General features: G+C 67.8%; 12 protein-coding genes. 10 read left to right on the top strand and 2 right to left on the bottom strand.

Annotated features, from left to right (window positions below; all coding sequences use genetic code 11):
• Positions 1-11: 11 nt before the first annotated feature.
• The 7 genes from NWF24_RS07115 to NWF24_RS07085 all read left to right on the top strand — a co-directional run bounded on the left by NWF24_RS07115 (position 12) and on the right by NWF24_RS07085 (position 12,897).
• Positions 12-1,628 (top strand): indolepyruvate oxidoreductase subunit beta family protein, encoded by a 1,617-nt coding sequence (locus NWF24_RS07115; RefSeq protein ID WP_258353574.1) that lies wholly within the window; start codon positions 12-14, stop codon positions 1,626-1,628.
• 17 nt (positions 1,629-1,645) lie between these two features.
• Positions 1,646-2,890 (top strand): alpha-hydroxy acid oxidase, encoded by a 1,245-nt coding sequence (locus tag NWF24_RS07110; protein WP_258353573.1) that lies wholly within the window; start codon positions 1,646-1,648, stop codon positions 2,888-2,890.
• Positions 2,891-2,938: 48 nt separating this feature from the next.
• On the top strand, positions 2,939-4,021 hold the full coding sequence (locus NWF24_RS07105; RefSeq protein ID WP_258353572.1) for a TRAP transporter substrate-binding protein: 1,083 nt from the start codon (positions 2,939-2,941) through the stop codon (positions 4,019-4,021).
• A 3-nt stretch (positions 4,022-4,024) separates the two neighbouring features.
• Positions 4,025-4,549: a TRAP transporter small permease gene (locus NWF24_RS07100; protein WP_256216979.1), complete on the top strand. Its 525-nt coding sequence runs from the start codon at positions 4,025-4,027 to the stop codon at positions 4,547-4,549.
• Complete coding sequence (locus NWF24_RS07095) at positions 4,546-5,847, top strand: TRAP transporter large permease (protein ID WP_093058852.1); 1,302 nt, start codon at positions 4,546-4,548, stop codon at positions 5,845-5,847. The genes NWF24_RS07100 and NWF24_RS07095 overlap by 4 nt, the downstream gene beginning before the upstream one ends.
• The gene (locus NWF24_RS07090; RefSeq protein ID WP_258353571.1) at positions 5,847-6,269 is read left to right on the top strand and encodes an acyl-CoA thioesterase; all 423 of its coding nucleotides are present in this window, start codon (positions 5,847-5,849) and stop codon (positions 6,267-6,269) included. Before NWF24_RS07095 ends, NWF24_RS07090 begins: the two co-directional genes overlap by 1 nt.
• Positions 6,270-6,405: 136 nt before the next feature.
• Positions 6,406-12,897 (top strand): autotransporter outer membrane beta-barrel domain-containing protein, encoded by a 6,492-nt coding sequence (locus NWF24_RS07085; protein WP_258353570.1) that lies wholly within the window; start codon positions 6,406-6,408, stop codon positions 12,895-12,897.
• Here NWF24_RS07085 and NWF24_RS07080 read toward each other — a convergent pair.
• Positions 12,863-13,360: a low molecular weight protein-tyrosine-phosphatase gene (locus tag NWF24_RS07080; RefSeq protein WP_258353569.1), complete on the bottom strand. Its 498-nt coding sequence runs from the start codon at positions 13,358-13,360 to the stop codon at positions 12,863-12,865. The two genes, NWF24_RS07085 and NWF24_RS07080, sit on opposite strands and share 35 nt — an antisense overlap.
• 436 nt (positions 13,361-13,796) lie before the next feature.
• A complete protein-coding gene (locus NWF24_RS07075) occupies positions 13,797-14,237 on the bottom strand; it encodes a hypothetical protein (protein WP_258353568.1) in 441 nt (146 codons plus the stop codon).
• 440 nt (positions 14,238-14,677) lie between these two features.
• On the opposite strand from NWF24_RS07075, the gene NWF24_RS07070 reads away from it, so the two are divergent.
• From NWF24_RS07070 to NWF24_RS07060, 3 genes are all read left to right on the top strand, one after another.
• A complete protein-coding gene (locus NWF24_RS07070; RefSeq protein ID WP_258353567.1) occupies positions 14,678-14,881 on the top strand; it encodes a hypothetical protein in 204 nt (67 codons plus the stop codon).
• Between the two features lie 215 nt (positions 14,882-15,096).
• Positions 15,097-17,865 (top strand): magnesium-translocating P-type ATPase, encoded by a 2,769-nt coding sequence (gene mgtA, locus NWF24_RS07065; protein WP_258353566.1) that lies wholly within the window; start codon positions 15,097-15,099, stop codon positions 17,863-17,865.
• A 120-nt stretch (positions 17,866-17,985) separates the two neighbouring features.
• Positions 17,986-18,702: an MgtC/SapB family protein gene (locus NWF24_RS07060; RefSeq protein WP_258353565.1), complete on the top strand. Its 717-nt coding sequence runs from the start codon at positions 17,986-17,988 to the stop codon at positions 18,700-18,702.
• The last annotated feature ends 5 nt before the right edge of the window (positions 18,703-18,707 follow it).

Below are 18,707 nucleotides of genomic sequence, written 5' to 3'. Positions count from 1 at the left end.
GGAGCGAAGGCATGGAACAGAACCGCCCCCTCACCCTGCTCGTCTGCGCCCTCGGCGGCGAAGGCGGCGGCGTGCTGACCGAATGGCTGGTCGACATCGCACGCCACGCCGGCTACGCGGCACAGAGCACGTCGATTCCCGGTGTTGCCCAGCGCACGGGCGCCACCACCTACTACCTCGAAGTGTTCCCCGTGCCGCTCGCGCAGCTCGGCGGCAAGCGCCCCGTGTTCAGCCTGAGCCCGGTGCCGGGCGCGCTCGACGCGATCGTCTCGTCGGAACTGCTGGAAACCGCGCGGCAGATCGGCAACGGCATGAGCGCACCGCTGCGCACGCTGGTCATCAGCTCGTCGGCGCGCATCTTCACGACGGCCGAGCGCATGGAGCCAGGCGACGGCCGTGCCGACGCGCAGCGGTTGCTCGACGTGGTGAAGGCCTTCAGCCGCGAGCACCATGTGTTCGACATGAACGCCATCGCGCGCGACAGCGGCACGGTGGTCAGCGCGGTGATGCTGGGTGCCATCGCGGGCAGCGGGATGTTTCCGTTCCCGCGCGACGCCTACGAGCACGTGGTGCGCGGCGGCGATGCCGGTGCGCCCGACAAGATCGGCAAGATGGCTGCCGCCAGCCTGCGCGGCTTTGCAGCAGCCTTCGATGCGGTGAGCGCCCCGCGCGCACAGGCCGCCTTCGTCAGCAGCGTGCTGGCCGGCGACACGAACGACGCACCGCCACCAGCCAGCGCCCTGCCCGCCGACCTCGCGCGGCGCTTTCCGCCGGCCGTGCACGACATGCTCACGCTCGGCCACGCTCGTGTGCTCGACTACCAGGACGCCGCCTACGCCGCGCTCTACACCGAACGCCTGGGCCGTGTGCTCAACGCCGAGCGCGCCGCCGATCCGGCCGGTGCGCATGGCTTTGCCATCACTCGCGAGGCCGCGCGCTGGCTCGCGCTGTGGATGGCCTTCGACGACATCGTGCGCGTGGCCGCGCTCAAGGGCCGCGCGAGCCGCGCACAACGGGTGCGCCAGGAGGTGCGGGCCGGCGATGAAGACATCGTGAAGGTCTACGACCACTTCAAGCCCGGCGCCGCCGAGTTCGCTGCACTGCTGCCTCCTTCGCTCTCGCGCCGCGTGACGGCTTGGGACCGGGGCAGGCAGGCGCGCGGCCTCGCGCCGTGGGCGCTGCCGCTGAAGGTGGGCAGCCATTCGGTGTTCGGCATGGCCTCGCTGCGGCTGCTGGCCTCGCTGCGCTGGCTGCGCCGCCGTGGCAGCCGCTTCGCCGAGGAACAGGCTCTCATCGAACGCTGGCTCGCCGCCGTGGAAACCGGCACACGCGAAGCCTGGGCACTGGGCCATGAACTCGCGCTGTGCGGGCGGCTCATCAAGGGCTACGGCAGCACCAACGAACGCGGCAAGGACAACCTGCTGCACGTGACCGACCACCTCGCCGCACAGCCTGGCGTGACGCCGGCCGAGCGGGCACTGGCCGTGGCCGCCGCGCGCACGGCCGCGCTGGCTGACGACGCGGGCAAGGCGCTCGATGCCGCGCTGGTCGAACATGGCGCGCCCGCACGCCCCATCAAGGCCCAGCCCATCCGCTGGATGAAGCGCAAGCCGACCGGCGGCGCCTGAGACGGAAGGCGCCCACGATGACGCTGCTGCTCAACGTCGAGGACTACCGCTGCCGCGCACGGCGCGTGCTGCCGCGACTGGTGTTCGACTATGTCGACGGCGGCGCGGAGGACGAACGTTGCCTGCGGCGCAACCGCGACGCGCTCGAAGCATTGCCGCTGATTCCGGAGTGCCTGCGCGACACCCACGCGATGGACATCGGCATCGAACTCTTCGACCGACGCTGGCGCGCGCCTTTCGCGGTCGCGCCCATCGGGCTGGCCGGCCTCGTGCGCCCACGCGCCGATGCCTTGCTGGCCAGCGCCGCGCAGGCCGCGCGCGTGCCCTTCATCCTCTCGACCGCATCGAACACCCGCATCGAAGACGTTCGCACCGCCGCCCCCGACGCCACGCTGTGGATGCAGCTCTACGTGATGGGCGAGCGCGCCATCGCCGAGCGCATCGTGCGCCGCGCGCGAGCCGCCAACTTCGAGGCGCTGGTGCTGACTGTGGACGTGCCCGTCGGCGGCTTGCGCGAACGCGATCTGCGCCATGGCTTTCGCGTGCCGATGCGCCTCACGCCCGGCACGGTATTCGACATGGCGCGGCACCCCGCGTGGCTGCTGCGACTGGCGCGCGGCGGCATGCCGCAGTTCGCGAACCTGCTGCCTGATGAGGACGACGACGCCCCGGTCTCCGCGCAGACACAGGCCGCGCTGCTCTCGCGCAGCATGGACCGCACGCTGACATGGGAAAGCCTCGCTTGGCTGCGCAAGCTCTGGGACGGCCCGCTGCTGGTGAAGGGCCTGCTCGGCGCGGAAGATGCGCGGCGCGCGGTGAGGCATGGCGCGGACGGCATCGTGGTCTCGAACCACGGTGGACGCCAGCTCGATGCGGCACCGGCCAGCATCGCGGCGCTGCCTGCGATTGCTGATGCGGTCGGCGGACGCATCCCCGTGCTCATGGATGGAGGCATCCGGCGCGGCAGCGATGTCGTGAAGGCGCTCGCGCTGGGCGCACGCGCGGTCCTCGTCGGCCGCGCACCCGTCTACGGACTGGCCTGCGACGGCGAGCGAGGCGCGCTGTCGGTCCTGCAACTGCTGGCACAGGAAACCGAACGCACGATGACGCTGCTCGGCGCAGCGCATGCACGAGAGCTCGGGCCACGCCATGTCGACCTGCGCGCACCGCGTTCGCTCGACGAACAGAACGGCCTCGCGCAACGACCTCCGGAAAGCACGCGCGGGAAACCCTCCATTTACCCAGCGCGTGCGCCTGCCTAGGCTCACCGGACTCGACGATTTCACACGCTACCCATAACGAAGGAGACCATGCAAACCACGCACCGCCCCCGCCGCCTCGGCACACCACGCCCGCAACGCGTCGCTCGCCGCATCCAGCCCCTTGCCCTGCTCGCAGCCTGCGCCGCGCTCGTCGCGGGCACGCCCGCCGTGCAGGCGCAGGACAAGCCCGTGCAGCTCAAACTGTCGAGCTGGGTGCCCGCGCAGCACCCGCTCAACCCCGCGCTGCAGGCCTGGGCCGACGACATCAAGAAGGAATCGGGCGGCACCATCACCGCCATCCTGTTTCCGTCGGAACAGCTCGGCAAGGCCTTCGACCACTACGACATGGCGCGCGACGGCATCGCCGACTTCTCGTACGTGAACCCCGGCTACCAGCCGGGCCGCTTCCCGGTGATGGCCGGCGCCTCGCTGCCCTTCCTGTTCGCCAACGGCAAGGAGGGCTCGGCGGCCATCGACGCCTGGTATCGCAACTACGCGGCAAAGGAAATGAAGGACGTGAAGTACTGCTTCGCGTTCGTGCATGACCCGGGCACCTTCCACTCGCGCAAGAAGATCACCGTTCCCACCGACGTCAAGGGCATGAAGGTGCGCCCGGCCACCAGCACCGTGGGCCAGCTCATCACCTCTCTGGGCGGCACCAATGTGCAGGCCTCCGCGCCCGAGTCGCGCGACATGCTGGAGCGCGGCGTGGCCGACGCCATCACCTTCCCGTGGGGATCGATCGGCCTGTTCGGCATCGACAAGGTGGTGAAGTACCACATGGACGCACCGCTCTACGTCACGCCCTTCGTGTGGGTGATGAACAAGGGCAAGTACGACGCCATGTCCACCGCGCAGAAGAAGGTGATCGACGACCACTGCACCAGCGAATGGGCGCAGAAGGTGGCCGGCCCGTGGGCCGACTTCGAGTTTGCGGGGCACGCCAAGATGGCGGCGCTGTCGGGCCATGAGATCTACAAGCTCACGCCCGAGCAGCTCGATGCATGGCGCAAGGCGGCAGCGCCTTCGGAGGCGCAATGGGCCGAGAGCGTGAAGAAGGTGGGCGAAGACCCGAAGGCCATCATGGATGCACTGAAGGCCAGTCTCGTCAAATACAAATCGGCGCTCTGAGCAATGGCTACACGGTCCGCCAGCTACATGGACCGCGCGATCAACACGATCGAATGGCTCGCCGCCATCTTCGTGGGGATCGTCGCGCTCAACATCTTCGTGGCCGTGGTGCTGCGCAAGTTCTTCGACACCTCGATCCCCGACGCATACGACTTCGGCCGCATGCTGCTGGGCATCCTGATCTTCTGGGGCATTGCGGCCACCAGCTACCGCGGTGGCCATATCACGGTCGACCTCGTGTGGACGGCGGCGGGTCCGCGCATGAAGCGCGTGATCGACGTATTCGCCACGCTGGTACTGTTGTTCGTGGTGGCGGTGCAGACCGCCATGCTGTTCGACAAGGTGCGCGGCACGTATGTCGACAACGTGCAGACCTACGACCTCAACATTCCGACCTGGCCCTTCTATGCGGTGGCCTGGGCCGGCGACGTGTGCGCGGTGCTGCTGATCGCCATCCGCACCTACAGGCTGATCTTCCATCCCGAGCAGCTCGAAGAAATCCACCCCGAACAGAAGGCTGATGAATGAGCCCCGATGCAGTTGCCATCCTGGGCTTTGTCGCCCTCTTCGTTTTGATGTTGTTGCGCGTGCCGGTCGGCATGGCGATGGGGCTGGTCGGCGTGGTGGGCTACAGCTACCTCGTCGGGCCCGGTCCCGCGCTGAAGCTGGTGGGCCAGACCTCCATGCGCACGGTGACCGACTACACCTTCGGCGTGATCCCGATGTTCATGCTGATGGGCGCGCTGGTGTCGGTGTCGGGCGTGAGCCGTGAGCTCTTCAAGGCCGCGAACTCGATGATCGGCCACCTTCGCGGCGGCCTCGGCGTGGCCACGGTGGTGGCGTGCGGCGGCTTCGCGGCGATCTGCGGTTCGTCGGTGGCCACGGCCGCTACGTTCTCGGCGGTGGCGTATCCGGAGATGCGGCGCTTCAACTACCCGCAGTCGTTTTCCACCGGCGTGATCGCTGCGGGCGGCACGCTGGGCGCGATATTGCCGCCCTCGACCGTGCTGGCGGTGTACGCCATCCTCACGCAGCAGGACATCGGCAAGCTCTTCATGGCAGGCATCGTGCCCGGCATCCTCGCGATGGCGATGTACGTGCTGACCATCGCGATCATCGTGAAGCTGCGGCCCGACTGGCTGCCAGGCGGCGAGATCAAGCCGTGGTCGGAGCGCCTGAAGGATTTGAAGAACGTGTGGGCGCCGCTGGTGCTGTTCGTGTTCGTGATCGGCGGGCTCTACGGCGGCTTCTTCACGCCGACAGAGGCAGGCGGCGTGGGCGCGAGCGGCGCGTTCATCCTCGGTCTGGTGCGGCGCAAGCTCGACGGCCCGAAGATCCGCGAGGCACTGCTGTCGGCCACGCGCACGGCTGCGGCGGTGTTCACGGTGCTGATCGGCGCGCTGCTGTTCGGGTACTTCCTCACCATCACGCAAAGCCCGCAGAAGCTCACCGAATTTCTCACCGGCCTAGGCATCGGCCGCTACGGCGTGCTCGCGCTCATCATGCTCATGTACTTGGTGCTGGGCTGCCTGATGGACGCGATGGCGATGATCATCCTGACCGTGCCCATCATCTACCCGGTGATCGTGCACCTGGGCTTCGACCCCATCTGGTTCGGCGTGATCATCGTGATGACGGTGGAGTTGGGGCTCATCCACCCACCGGTGGGGATGAACGTGTTCGTCATCAAGAGCGTGGTGAAGGACGTGAGCTTCACCACCATCTTCAAGGGCGTGCTGCCGTTCATCGTGACCGACATCGTGCGGCTGGTGATCCTGATCGCCTTCCCCATCATTGCCCTGTGGCTGCCGACGAGAATGGGCTGATGAGCAGCATCAACAAAGAAATCGTCTACACCGCACGCGTCGAATTCGGCGATTGCGACCCGGCCGGCATCGTCTGGTTCCCCAACTTCTTCCGCTGGATCGATGCGGCCTCCCGGCACTTCTTTGCCGAGTGCGGCGTGCCGCGCTGGGAGGAAACGACCGAAACGCTGGGTGTGATCGGCACGCCGCTGGTCGACACGCACACGCGCTTCGTGAAGGCCGCGAGCTATGGGGATACGCTGCAGATTGCGGTGCGCATCACCGAGTGGCGCGAGAAGAGTTTTGTGCAAACGTACCGCGTGACGCGCGGGGATGACCTGATCCTCGAATGCGAAGAGGTGCGGATCTTCGCCGCGAAACGCGAGGGCGGCGGCATCCGCGCGGTGCCGATTCCGCCGGACATTCGCGCACTCTGCGCATAGCGCCGGCCAGCGACGCCGCTTAATTCCTTGGACCTCATTCGTCGCGGCTTCGCGCTCCGTGAAGCCTTTCAGTACCCTTTCATTTCACACGCCTCGATACAAATAATCGCAGCCATTACAAGGCTGGAGGCGAGCCGTGAACCATGTCTACCGTGTCATCTTTGATCGTCGGTCGGGGGAATTCCGGGTCGCATCGGAACTGACGAAGCGCAGTGGTTCAGGAAGGACAAGAGGCAGCACCGGTGCTGTATGCCACAGCGTGCTCCCTACCCTCGCGGTGCTGGCGGCGCTGCAGTTTCACAGCGGCGAAGCGGCGGCGGCATGCGCACCCGCAGCTCCCATCGACAACGACACGGTGAGCTGCACCGGCGTGCCGATCACGCTGCCGCCGAACCCGAACAGTTTTCTCAGCAACGCGAACGGCCTCGCCGTGACGGTGCAGGCGGGCGGCATCATGAGCACGCTGCCCGGCGGCACCGCGATGGCCCTTGGGGGCAACAACATCACGCTCAACAACCTGGGCGCCATCGATGCGAATGCGGCGGGGTCCCTCGTGCTCGCCCGGGCCCTGACCATCGGCAACCTGATCGCGCCCACCAGCAGCAACGTCACGGTGAACAACTCGGGCTTGCTCGAAGGCACCTTCGACGGCACCTTCGGCCTGCTCGGCACGGCGGCGGTCATCGCCAACGCCGGAACCACGACGTTCAACAACAGCGGCTCGATCGGCGTGAGCGTGCTGGGCGCTTTCGATCCGGTCAACTCGATCGCGGTTGCCGTCTACGGCGGCGGCAACGTCAACTTCACGAACACCGGAACGATCACGGGCCGCGTGGCTTTCGAGAGCCCCACCGCCGGCGGCAACACCTTCGTCAACGCGGGCACCATCAACGGCAGCGTCTCGCTGGGCACCACAGTCAGCAACGACACCTTCGTGGCGGTGACCGGGTCGTCGATCGGCAATCCACTGATACCGCTGCCTGCCGTGACCATTCCCACGCTCACCCTCCCACCGGGCCTGCTCACATTCGCCGCCACGGGCACGGTCGATGCGGGCGTCGGCGGAAGCGACACGCTCGTGCTGCAGAACACCATCGCCGGGCCCGGCTCCGGCACGGGCGGCACCGGCAACATCTCGGGCCTGCAGTACCTCAACTTCGAGAACCTGACCGTCAACAGCGGCACGTGGACGCTCACCGGCGCGGTGGTGAGCGGCGCCACCACGCTCAACGGCGGTCTCTCGGTCTTCGACAACCCGCTGGCTTTCGGCACCGGCGCGCTGACGGCCAACGGCGGCGCCATCGAGGCGTCGCTTCCGGGCCTGGCGCTGGCGCAGAACGTCAACCTGACAGGCGACCTGATCGTGCAGGGCGCCAACGGCCTGACGCTCGGCGGCACGATCAGCGGCGCGGGCGGGCTGATCAAGAACGGGGCCGGCACCCTGACGCTGTCCGGCAGCAACAACTTCAGCGGCGGGCTGGCGCTCAATGCGGGCGGGCTCACGCTGGGCTCGGCCAGCTCGCTCGGCACCGGCCTGTTCCAGGTCGGCGGTCCGGCCACGCTGAACACCGCCTTCACGGGCACGCTCACCAACCCGGTGCAGCTCAATGGCGCCCTGTCGCTCAACGGCGCGGGCACCCTGACTCTGGGCGGCAACATTGCCGGTGCCGGCAGCCTGACGCTCAACAGCGGCGCCCTGGCGCTGACGGGCAGCAACAACTACGGCGGCGGCACCGTGCTGCAGGCCGGCTCGATCGATCTGGGCAACAGTTCCGTGCTCGGCTCGGGCGCGCTGACCGTCAACGGCGCCGGTTCGCTGACCGGTGCGGCCGGCGTGACGATCGGCAACGCTGTCGTGCTCAACAACACACTGAACTTCGGCGCGGGTGGCGGAGGCGGTGCGCTGACGCTCAACGGCACGATCAGTGGCGCGGGCGGCATGAGCCTGGCCGGCGCGCCGGGACTCACGCTCAACGGCGCGAACAACTTCGCCGGCGGCTTCAACCTGGGCGGCGGCGCGCTCACCGTCGGCAACAACCTCGCGCTGGGCACGGGGGCGGTCACGGTCAGCGGTGCCGGCTCGCTCACGGCCGGCGCGGCCGTGAGCCTTGTCAACAACTTCAACCTCAATGCCGGCCTGACCATCGGCAGCGGCAGCGACCTGGCGCTCAACGGCGCCCTCGGCGGCCTCGGCGGCCTCATCAAGACCGGCGCCGCCAAGCTCTCGCTGGGCGGCGCGAGCACTTTCTCCGGCGGCGTGAACCTGCAGGCCGGCAGCCTGGGCATCGGCACGAACACGTCGCTGGGCCTGGGCGCGCTGACGGTCAACGGCGCCGCCACGCTCGATGCGAGTGCGAACGTGAGCGTGGGCAACGCGGTCGTTCTCAACGCGGGCCTGACCGTGGGCGGCGCCAACAACATCGCCCTCGGCGGGCTGGTGTCGGGCATCGGCACGCTGGGCTATAACGGCACGGCGACGCTGGCCCTCAATGGCGCCAACGTCGGCCTTCTGGGCGGCGTCAACCTGGCCAGCGGCACGCTCAGCGTGGGCAACAACCTCGCGCTGGGCACGGGTGGGCTCGGTGTCAGCGGCAGCGCGAACCTGAGCGCGGGCGTACCCGGCATTACCCTGGGCAACAACGTCACGCTGAACGGCGGCGCCACGCTGGGCCTGGGTGGCGCGAATGCGCTCATGCTGGGCGGCGTCATCGGCGGTGCGGGCGCGCTCGCGGTCAACGGCGCTGCCGCCGTCACGCTAGGCGGCGCCAATAACTTCGGCGGCGGCGTGACGCTGGCCGGCGGCCAGCTCGCGCTGGGCACCAGCACCTCGCTGGGCACCGGCACGCTCGGCGTGACGGGCAACGCCACGCTGTCGAGCACGGGCGGTGCACTCGCGCTGACCAACGCCGTCACGCTCGGAGCAGGCGCGGGGCTCACGGTGGGCGGCGCAGCAGACCTCACGCTCGACGGCACGGTGAGCGGCGCCGGCTCGCTCATCAAGAACGGCACCGGCACGCTGGCACTCAACAACGCCAACAATTTCGGCGGCGGCGTCACCCTGCAGGCGGGCACGCTCAGCGTCGGCAACAACGCAGCCCTGGGTACCGGCGCGCTGACGGTGGCCAGCACCGCGATGCTCAGCGCCAGCACCGACGTGGCGCTGGCGAACGACGTCGCGCTCAACGGCAACCTGGGTGTCGCGGGCGCCAGGAACATCACGCTCGGCGGCACGGTCAGCGGCGCCGGGGGAATCTCGATGGGCAGCACCGGCACGCTGGCGCTGAACGGCGCCAACAACTACTCGGGGCCGACCGTGGTTGCCAGCGGCACGCTGCAGGTGGGCAATGCGACCGGCAGCGCCACCGGGAGCGGCGCGGTCACGATGCAGAACGGCTCCACGCTGTCGGGCAATGGCCGCATCGGTGGCGATGTCACGCTCAACAACACTGCCGTGCTGGCACCGGGCACCCCCGGCGCGATGGGCATGCTCACCATCGGCGGCAGCCTGTCGCTTGCCAACGGCAGCGTGTTCGACTACCAGTTCGGCACGCCAGGCGCCAACTTCGCCACGCCCGGCCAGAGCGACAGCGTGAGCGTGGGCGGCAACCTCCTCATCGCGGGCAACACCACCATCAATGTGACGGACACCGGCGGCTTCGGCCCCGGTGTGTACCGGCTCGTGGACTACGGCGGCGCGCTCACGGGCGGCGGCACGCTGACGCTGGGCGGTGTACCCGGCGGCGCCACGTTGGTCCTGCAAAACCTCAGCGCCGACAAGCGCTTCACGCTCGTCAACAGCACGGGCATGACGCTGGACTTCTGGAATGCCAATGGCCTGGCCAGCCCGACGCAGTCGGGCGGCGGCACCGGCACTTGGTCGACCACCTCGCCGGTGTGGACCGATGCGGTGGGCAACATCTCGCTGCCGATGCAGCCGCAGCCGGGCTTCGCGATCTTCACCGGCGCGCCGGGCACCGTGACGGTGGACAACACCGGCGGCGCGGTGCAGGCCACCGGCCTGCAGTTCGCGAGCAACGGCTACACGCTGACCGGCGACGCGCTGACGCTGCTGGGCGCAGGGGGCGGCGCGAAGGCGGAGATCCGCGTCGGCGACGGCGGCGCGGGCTCGGCCGGCTTCACCGCCACGCTGAACAACACGGTCGCGGGCACGGCCGGCATCGCCAAGACCGGCGACGGCACGCTGGTTCTCGGCGGCACCAACACCTACACCGGCGGCACCGCGGTGCAAGGCGGCACGCTGTCCGTTTCCGCCGATGTGAACCTCGGCGCGGCCGCCGGCAATGTGACGCTGGACGGCGGGCGCCTGCAGGTGACAGGCACCGCGTTCACCGGTACCGCGCGCAACCTGGACATCGGCGCGGCGGGCGGCGGCATCGAGATCGTCGATCCGGGTCTGGACTTCACCGCCAGCGGCGCGCTCGGCGGCAGCGGCGGCCTGGTCAAGTCGGGCGCAGGCACGCTGACGCTCGCAGGCACCAGCACCCTCACGGGCGCCACCACCGTCGCGGCCGGCACGCTGCGCTTCGGCGCGCCGGACCTGCTGAATCCCACCGCGCCGATCGCACTGGCCAACACGGCGGGCGCAACGCTGGACCTGAACGGTTTCAACCAGACCATCGGCTCGCTGTCCGGCGGCGGCACGGCCGGCGGCGAACTCCAGCTCGGCAGCGCAACGCTCACGACCGGCGGCGACAACACCAGCACCACCTTCGGCGGCACGCTCAGCGGCAGCGGCGACCTGGTCAAGCAAGGCACGGGCACCTTCACGCTGACCGGCGCGAACAGCTATGCGGGCGGCACATCGCTCACACAGGGCCGCATCGACGTGGGCGCCAATGCGGCACTGGGCACGGGCGCGCTGGCGATGTCTGGCGGCACCACGCTCGGTCTTGCGGCCGATGGCCTGACGGTCGCCAACAACGTGACGCTCGGCGCCGGCGGCGGCGGCGCGGTGGTCGACACCGGTGCCTTCAACGGCACGCTCACGGGCGCCGTCAGCGGCAGCGGCGCGCTCGTCAAGGAGGGCAGCGGCACGCTGACGCTGGCCGGCACCGCCAACACCTACACCGGTGCAACGCAGGTGGACGCGGGCACGCTGCGCGCGGGCGCGACCAATGCATTGAGCGCTGCCTCCGCCACCAGCGTGTCCGCGGGTGCGACGCTCGATCTGGCCGGCTTCAGCCAGACGGTGGCCTCGCTGGCCAACAGCGGCACGGTCTCGCTGGCCGGCGCCGCGCCGGGCACCACGCTCACCGTCACCGGGCCCTACACGGGCAACAACGGCATCCTGCAACTGGGCGCGGTGCTCAATGCCACCGGCCCCTCGGACCGCCTGGTGCTCGACGGCGCCGGCGCGACCGCGAGCGGGCGCACCACGGTGCAGATCATCAACCTCGGCGGACTGGGCGCGCTGACGACGGGCAACGGCATCGAGGTGATCAGCGCCCTGAACGGCGCGACCACCACCGCGCAGACCACCAGGGACGCCTTCTCGCTGGCCGGCGGCCACGTGGACGCTGGCGCCTACGAGTACCGGCTGTACCCGGCGGATGCCAGCGGCAGCGGCGAGAACTGGTACCTGCGCTCCACCACCGGTGGCCTTCCTGGAACACCGGGCGGGCCGGGCGGGATCGGCGGGTTGCCTACCTACCGCATCGAAGTGCCGCTGTATGCCGCGCTGGCGCAACAGCTGCGCCAAGGCAACCTCGAGATGCTGGGCAACCTGCACCTGCGCGGCGGCGACGACACGCGGCTGGCCACCGACGGCGCCAGCGCTCGCGGTCGCCGCGCCTGGGGCCGCCTGATCAGCACCGACATCGACGCGAGCCAGCGCGGCACCGCGAACGCGCAGAGCAAGGGTCGCCTCCACGGCTTCCAGGCCGGTACCGACCTGTGGGCCGACACCCGCTGGAACGTGGGCGTCTACGTCGGCCAGCTCGAAGGCAACATCCGCGTGAACGGCTTCGCGCGCGGCATCCAGGGGCTGGACGTGGGTTCCAACGACCTGCGCAGCCGCTACCTCGGCGCCTACGCCACCTGGCACGGCGACGAGGGCTGGTACGCCGATGCCGTGCTGCAGGCCGGCCAGCACCGCTACAACGTGCAGCCGTTCGCGACCTTCGGCAGCTCGGGCAAGGGCAAGAGCCTGCTGATCTCCATCGAGGTGGGCAAGGCCTTCGGCATCGGCAGCGGCTGGATCGTGGAACCGCAGCTGCAGCTCATTCACCAGCGCCTGCGCATGGACGACACGGGCATCTCCGGCGCCGCGGTGACACAGGACCCGCATGACGGCCTCATCGTGCGCGCAGGCGTGCGCATCAAGGGCGAGATCGCCACCGGCACCGGGACGCTGCAGCCCTATGGGCGCATCAACGTGTTCCACGCCTCCGGCGGTGCCGACGTGACGCAGTTCCTGAACTTCGGCGGCGGTACGGCCATCCGCAGCGAAACGGGTTCGACCAGCACCGAAGTGGCCGGTGGCGTGACGCTCGCTCTCGGCGAGCGCGCCTCGCTCTACGGGGAGCTCGGCAAGCTGTGGGCCTCGGGCGGCGCGGCGCGCTTGAAGAGCTCGATCAACGCGTCGCTGGGTGTGCGGGTGCGCTGGTAGCAAGCGCGGCCAGCCTCGTCAGCAGGCCGTCGACGCCAAGATCGATCAGGTCGAAGACTTCGACAAAAGCCTGATGCCCGCCATACCAGGGGTCGGGCACATCGCCTTCGACACCCTCGGCGAATTCGGTGAACAGGTGCACCTTGTGGGCCGTGCCTGCGGGCGCGAGCCGGCGCAGCGCGGCGCAGTGCTGGGCAGTCATGCCGACGATCAGGTCGAAACGTTCGAAGTCGGCCTTGCGGACCTGCCGCGCGGAATGGGCGTGCATCTCGATGCCACGGCGTTTGGCCTCGGCCACGGAGCGTGGATCGGGCGGGTTGCCGCGCTCCTCGTCGGAGATGGCAGCGCTGTCGACATCGACCGCCATGCCTGCGATGCGGGCCTTGTGCATGAGCAATGCATGGGCCGTTGGCGAGCGGCAGATGTTGCCGGTGCAAATAAACAGGATTGCCAATTTCTTCATATGCGACAGAGGCTACAATACGGCCTCGCTCAATGATCCTGAGCGTTGCCTGGCCAGGCAAGCTGAATCTCACACCAGCGCGTCGAAGTCACTACGACGAAAAAAACAAAAATGACTTCATGCAAAAGAATTTGCCGTAGCGTGGACCGCGTAAGAGTTCACGACCACATTCCCAAAGCCCGCCTCGAGCGGGCTTTTTTACGTGTGGACGCTTTGGTCTGATGGTCCTACAGACCGTGAAAGGTGACAACAGCCGGCATCGAGGCACTTCCCTGAGCGGTTTTATTCCTCCCTCGCCTCTACCAGCGCCGTCTGCTGTCGAAGCCAGTGTGCTCAAGCGAAGTGAATTCGGCATGAAGTCCGCGGGAGTGTTCTGTGAAGCGAAGCCAGGTCGCGTAGCTCAAGACCGGCCAGCTCTACCAGACGCATGAGGAGATCACTTCGCACTCCAACGGCATCCGCCAGGCTCTTTGGTTGGAATCGACAGCTTCTCACCGTTCTCGGCCGGCTGCTCGTAGAGGTCATAAGTGCAATAGAAGACTTTCTCCTTGAGGTCCGAGATGTACGAAGCCCCCTCCTTCGGAATGAACGAATAGAAGAAACTGCAGGTGCTGCCTGTGTAGCCGGTGTTGTTCTTGTGCCCGACGTAGACCCTTACACCGGCCGGAATCTCAAGCCAACGCCAGGTTCTGGCGTCGCCCTCCTCTCCGCATCTGTCGGACACAGACAAGGTCGCCGAGATTCGGTTGGCGTCGTCATAGAACTTGATCCTCGCTTTCGACTGGGTCGGAGGGAACTCAAAATTCTTGACGGGCTGTGTCGGGGCACAGCCCCCGAGCATGGCAAGAAGAGTCAACGAGGCAAAGGCGAAGCGCATTTTCAGGGCTCAGGTTGTTTGGGCGGGCGGAGCATACACACCAGCCCTCAGCATCGGCATGGCCCCGGGGCCGAAATCGAGCCAAGGCGTAACCGCAACAGTGAGGCGATAACCACCATGCTGGCATCGGGGGACATGGCCAAAAGGGTTGACGCTGTTCGTGCCGCAGTGCAACAATCCTGCATCTTCATTTCGGAGCCCCGTGCGTGGACAGTGCCAGTTGGATCAGTGACAAGACGCGTGCCTCGGCAGGCGTGACACACCCGGCTCTCTAGCGCAGGCTTCTTGCGCGCTGCGTGCCGGTGTGCACACAGCGTGACCCTCTTGCTTCATCGGCAAGCGGTTCCCCTCCTCCCGATTCCCGTCGTTTCGTCGCTGACTTTTTCAGTCAGCTTGCGTGCGTCCGTGCACGAGGCCCTTCATCGCGAAGGAGCCTTGTCATGCGTCACTTTCATCTTCGTCGTCAGCCGCACGAACAGCAGCAGCGCGTTCGCCCGTCGGCGCACGTGCCTGCCCGCGACCCTGCGGCAGCGGACGCCGCGCCCGTCGTCGATGCCTCGCTCGACCAGGCCGCGGCGCTCTGGACAACGCGCCGCATCCGCAGCTTCCTGGTGCTCCAGCCGGCCTGCGCGCCTCGCCGCTGAGCCGCGCTCCGAGCCCCTCTTTCAACCTGCAAGCAACCCGGGAGCACACGATGGACCCAGCCTCTCATTTGCGCCGTAGCGCGCCCCCTTCGCTTCGATCGATTGCACCAACAACAACGCGGCCCGCCGCCGCGCTTCGCAAAGGGTTGCTCCTGGCTGATTGATGCCTGGAGGTTCTCCCTGGGCGGGCGGCGGCCGCCCCGAAGGAGAACCAAATGAAAAACGTCCTGAAGTCTTTCTTCGAAAGCTTCCTGCGCAGCCGCCACATGCTGCATCACTTCGAGCGCTGGCAGACGCTGCTGGGCTCCAAGCCCGTCGGCACCGGCTCCGCCGTCAGCATGCCGCCCGACATCGCGAAGGCACTGGGCGTCGCCTCGCGCACCGATGCCGGCGAGATGCTGGTCAAGCTCAACAGCTCGCCGCGCGGCCTCAGCGAAGGCCATGCGCAGGTGCTGCGCAAGCGCCTCGGCAGCAACGAGGTGCGCCACGAGCAGCCGCTGCCCTGGTGGCAGCACCTGTGGCAGTGCTATCGCAATCCGTTCAACCTGCTGCTGACGGTGCTGGCGTTGGTCTCCTATGTCACCGAGGACATGAAGGCCACGCTCGTGATCGGCAGCATGGTGGTGCTGTCGACGGTGCTGCGCTTCCTGCAGGAGTCGCGCTCCAACAAGGCAGCCGACCGGCTCAAGGCGATGGTGAGCAACACCTCCACCGTGCTGCGGCCTGCGCCGGGCTACAAGACGGGCGCCGCTGGCGACGAGGGCTTCGACACCACGCACGCCGGTACGGTTCGCGTCGAAGTGCCGATGCGCGACCTGGTGCCGGGCGAAGTGATCGCGCTGTCGGCCGGCGACATGATCCCGGCCGATTGCCGACTGCTCACCGCCAAGGACCTGTTCATCAGCCAGTCCGCGCTGACGGGTGAGGCCATGCCGGTGGAAAAATTCGTCGTCGACCGCGGCGACCACGCGGCGGGCGTGCTCGAACGCGAGAACCTGCTCTTCATGGGCACCAACGTGATCAGCGGTACCGCCACCGCGCTCATCGTGCACACGGGCGACCGCACTTTCTTCGGCGCGCTGGCCCAACGCGTGACAGCCACCGACCGCGGCACCAGCGCGTTCCAGGCAGGCATCAACCGCGTGAGCTGGGTGCTGATCCGCTTCATGCTGGTGATGGCGCCGTTGGTGCTGGTGATCAACGGCGTGGCCAAGGGCGACTGGTGGGAGGCGGCGCTGTTCGCGCTGTCGATCGCGGTCGGCCTCACGCCCGAGATGCTGCCGATGATCGTGACCGCCACGCTGGCGAAAGGCGCGGTCGTGATGTCGCGCCAGAAGGTGATCGTCAAGCGGCTCGAAGCCATCCACAACTTCGGCGCGATGGACGTGCTGTGCACCGACAAGACCGGCACGCTGACGCAGGACCGCATCGTGCTCGAACGCCACACCAACGCCTGGGGCGAGGGCTCGGACCACGTGCTGCAACTGGCCTACCTCAACAGCTTTCACCAGACGGGGCTGAAGAACCTGCTCGACAAGGCCGTGCTGAGCCATGCCGAGATGCAGCTCGAAACACGCCTGCAGACGGCCTACCGCAAGATCGACGAAGTGCCCTTCGACTTCTCGCGCCGGCGCATGTCGGTGGTGGTGGCCAATGGCGGCAGCGAGCACCTGCTGATCTGCAAGGGGGCGCTGGAAGAGATCCTGTCGGTGTGCACTTCGGTCGAGCGTGGCGCTGAAGTGCTGGCGCTCGATGCGGAGGTGCTGGCGCGCATTCATCGCGTGGCGTCGGAGCTCAATGCCCAGGGCCTGCGCGTGGTGGCAGTGGCCAGCCGCTCGCTGAAAGTCGAAGCGCAGAAGCCGGCCTACGGCGTGGCCGACGAGTCGGGGCTCATGCTGCTGGGCTACGTCGCCTTCCTCGACCCGCCGAAGGAGTCGACCGCGCCCGCGCTGCGCGCGCTGGCTGAGCACGGCGTGGCCGTGAAGGTGCTGACCGGCGACAACGAGCTGGTCACGCGCAAGGTCTGCGCCGACGTGGGCCTGGAAGTCGGCCGCATCGTGCTCGGCCGCGAGATCGAGGACATGGCCGATGCCGACCTGCGCCTGGTGGTCGAAGCTCACCAGGTGTTCGCCAAGCTCACGCCCGCGCACAAGGAGCGCATCGTGCACGCGCTGCATGCGAACGGCCATGTGGTGGGCTTCATGGGCGACGGCATCAACGACGCGCCCGCGCTGCGCGCAGCGGACATCGGCATCTCGGTGGACGGCGCGGTGGACGTGGCCAAGGAATCGGCCGACATCATCCTGCTGGAGAAGAGCCTGATGGTGCTGGAGCAAGGCGTGATCCAGGGCCGCCGCACTTTCGCGAACATGCTCAAGTACATCAAGCTCACTGCTAGTTCGAACTTCGGCAATGTGTTCTCGGTGCTGGTGGCGAGCGCGTTCCTGCCGTTTCTGCCGATGCTGCCGCTGCACCTGCTGGTTCAGAACCTGCTGTACGACGTGTCGCAGATCGCGATTCCGTTCGACAACGTGGACGACGAATTTCTGAAAAGCCCGCAGCGCTGGAACCCGGCGGACCTGGGTCGCTTCATGGTGTTCTTCGGTCCGCTGAGTTCGGTGTTCGACATCCTCACGTTCGCGGTGATGTGGTTCGTGTTCGCGGCCAACACGGTGGGCCACCAGACATTGTTCCAGTCGGGCTGGTTCGTCGAGGGCCTGCTGTCGCAGACGCTGATCGTGCACCTGATCCGCACGCGCAAGATCCCGTTCCTGCAAAGCCGCGCGGCATGGCCGCTGCTGATCATGGGCGCGGCGATTGCCGCGGTGGGCATCTGGCTGCCGATGGGACCGCTGGCGCACTACTTCAAGCTGCAGGCGCTGCCGTTGATGTACTTCCCTTGGCTTGTCGCCATGCTGGTCGGCTATGCGGTGCTGACGCAGGCGGTGAAGGGGTGGTATGCACGGCGGTATGGGTGGCAGTGAGATGAGTGCTCGCCGATCAACAAGTGCTCTGAACAACTCGCCAACAAGGTTTCATCCTGGCGACGTCAAATATGCCTTGGCTCCCGATGCGGGGGCCTACCGACAAGAAAGAACTTTTCGATGCAAGCCATCCAGAACATCAACCTGCTCTCGCTGCTCGACACCTTCATCAGCGTGGCAGCCGCGTTCGTCCTCGGCTCGCTGATCGGCCTGGAGCGCCAGATACGGCAGCGCACCGCAGGCCTGCGCACCAACACGCTGGTGGCCGTGGGTGCGGCGGTGTTCGTCGACATGGCCAACCGCCTGCATGGCCAGGACGGGGCGGTGCACGTGGTGGCTTACGTGGTCTCGGGCATCGGCTTCCTGGGCGCGGGCGCGATCATGAAGGAAGGCGCCAACATCACGGGCCTGAACACGGCGGCTACGCTGTGGGGGTCGGCGGCGGTGGGCGCCTGCGCGGGCGCCGATCTGCTGGGCGAGGCGATGATCGCCGCGCTGTTCGTGCTGGCCAGCAACACGCTGCTGCGGCCGGTGGTCAACCGGATCAACCGCCGCCCGATCAGCGAAGAATCGAGCGAGGCGACCTATGCAGTGCGCGTGATCTGCTCGCGCGCGGCGCGGCCCGAGGTAATGGACCAGTTGCTGCTGCTCCTGGAAGCCGCGAACTACCCGGTGCGCGATGTCGACCAGCACGCCTTCGGGCCAGCCGACACGGAAATCGAGGCGACGCTGTACGCCACCGCAGTCGAGCCGCTGGAGCTCGACCGGGTGATTGCCGAGCTTGAAGCGCTCGACGGCGTGCAGCAGGCGTTCTGGAACGCCTCTGCCGAAGACTAAGAGCC

It is taken from the genome of Variovorax paradoxus, from assembly GCF_024734665.1.
In the GTDB taxonomy this organism is placed as follows: Bacteria; Pseudomonadota; Gammaproteobacteria; order Burkholderiales; family Burkholderiaceae_C; genus Variovorax.
The sequence above is the reverse complement of the archived record's forward strand: the minus strand, read 5'-3'. Positions and strand labels throughout refer to the sequence as shown.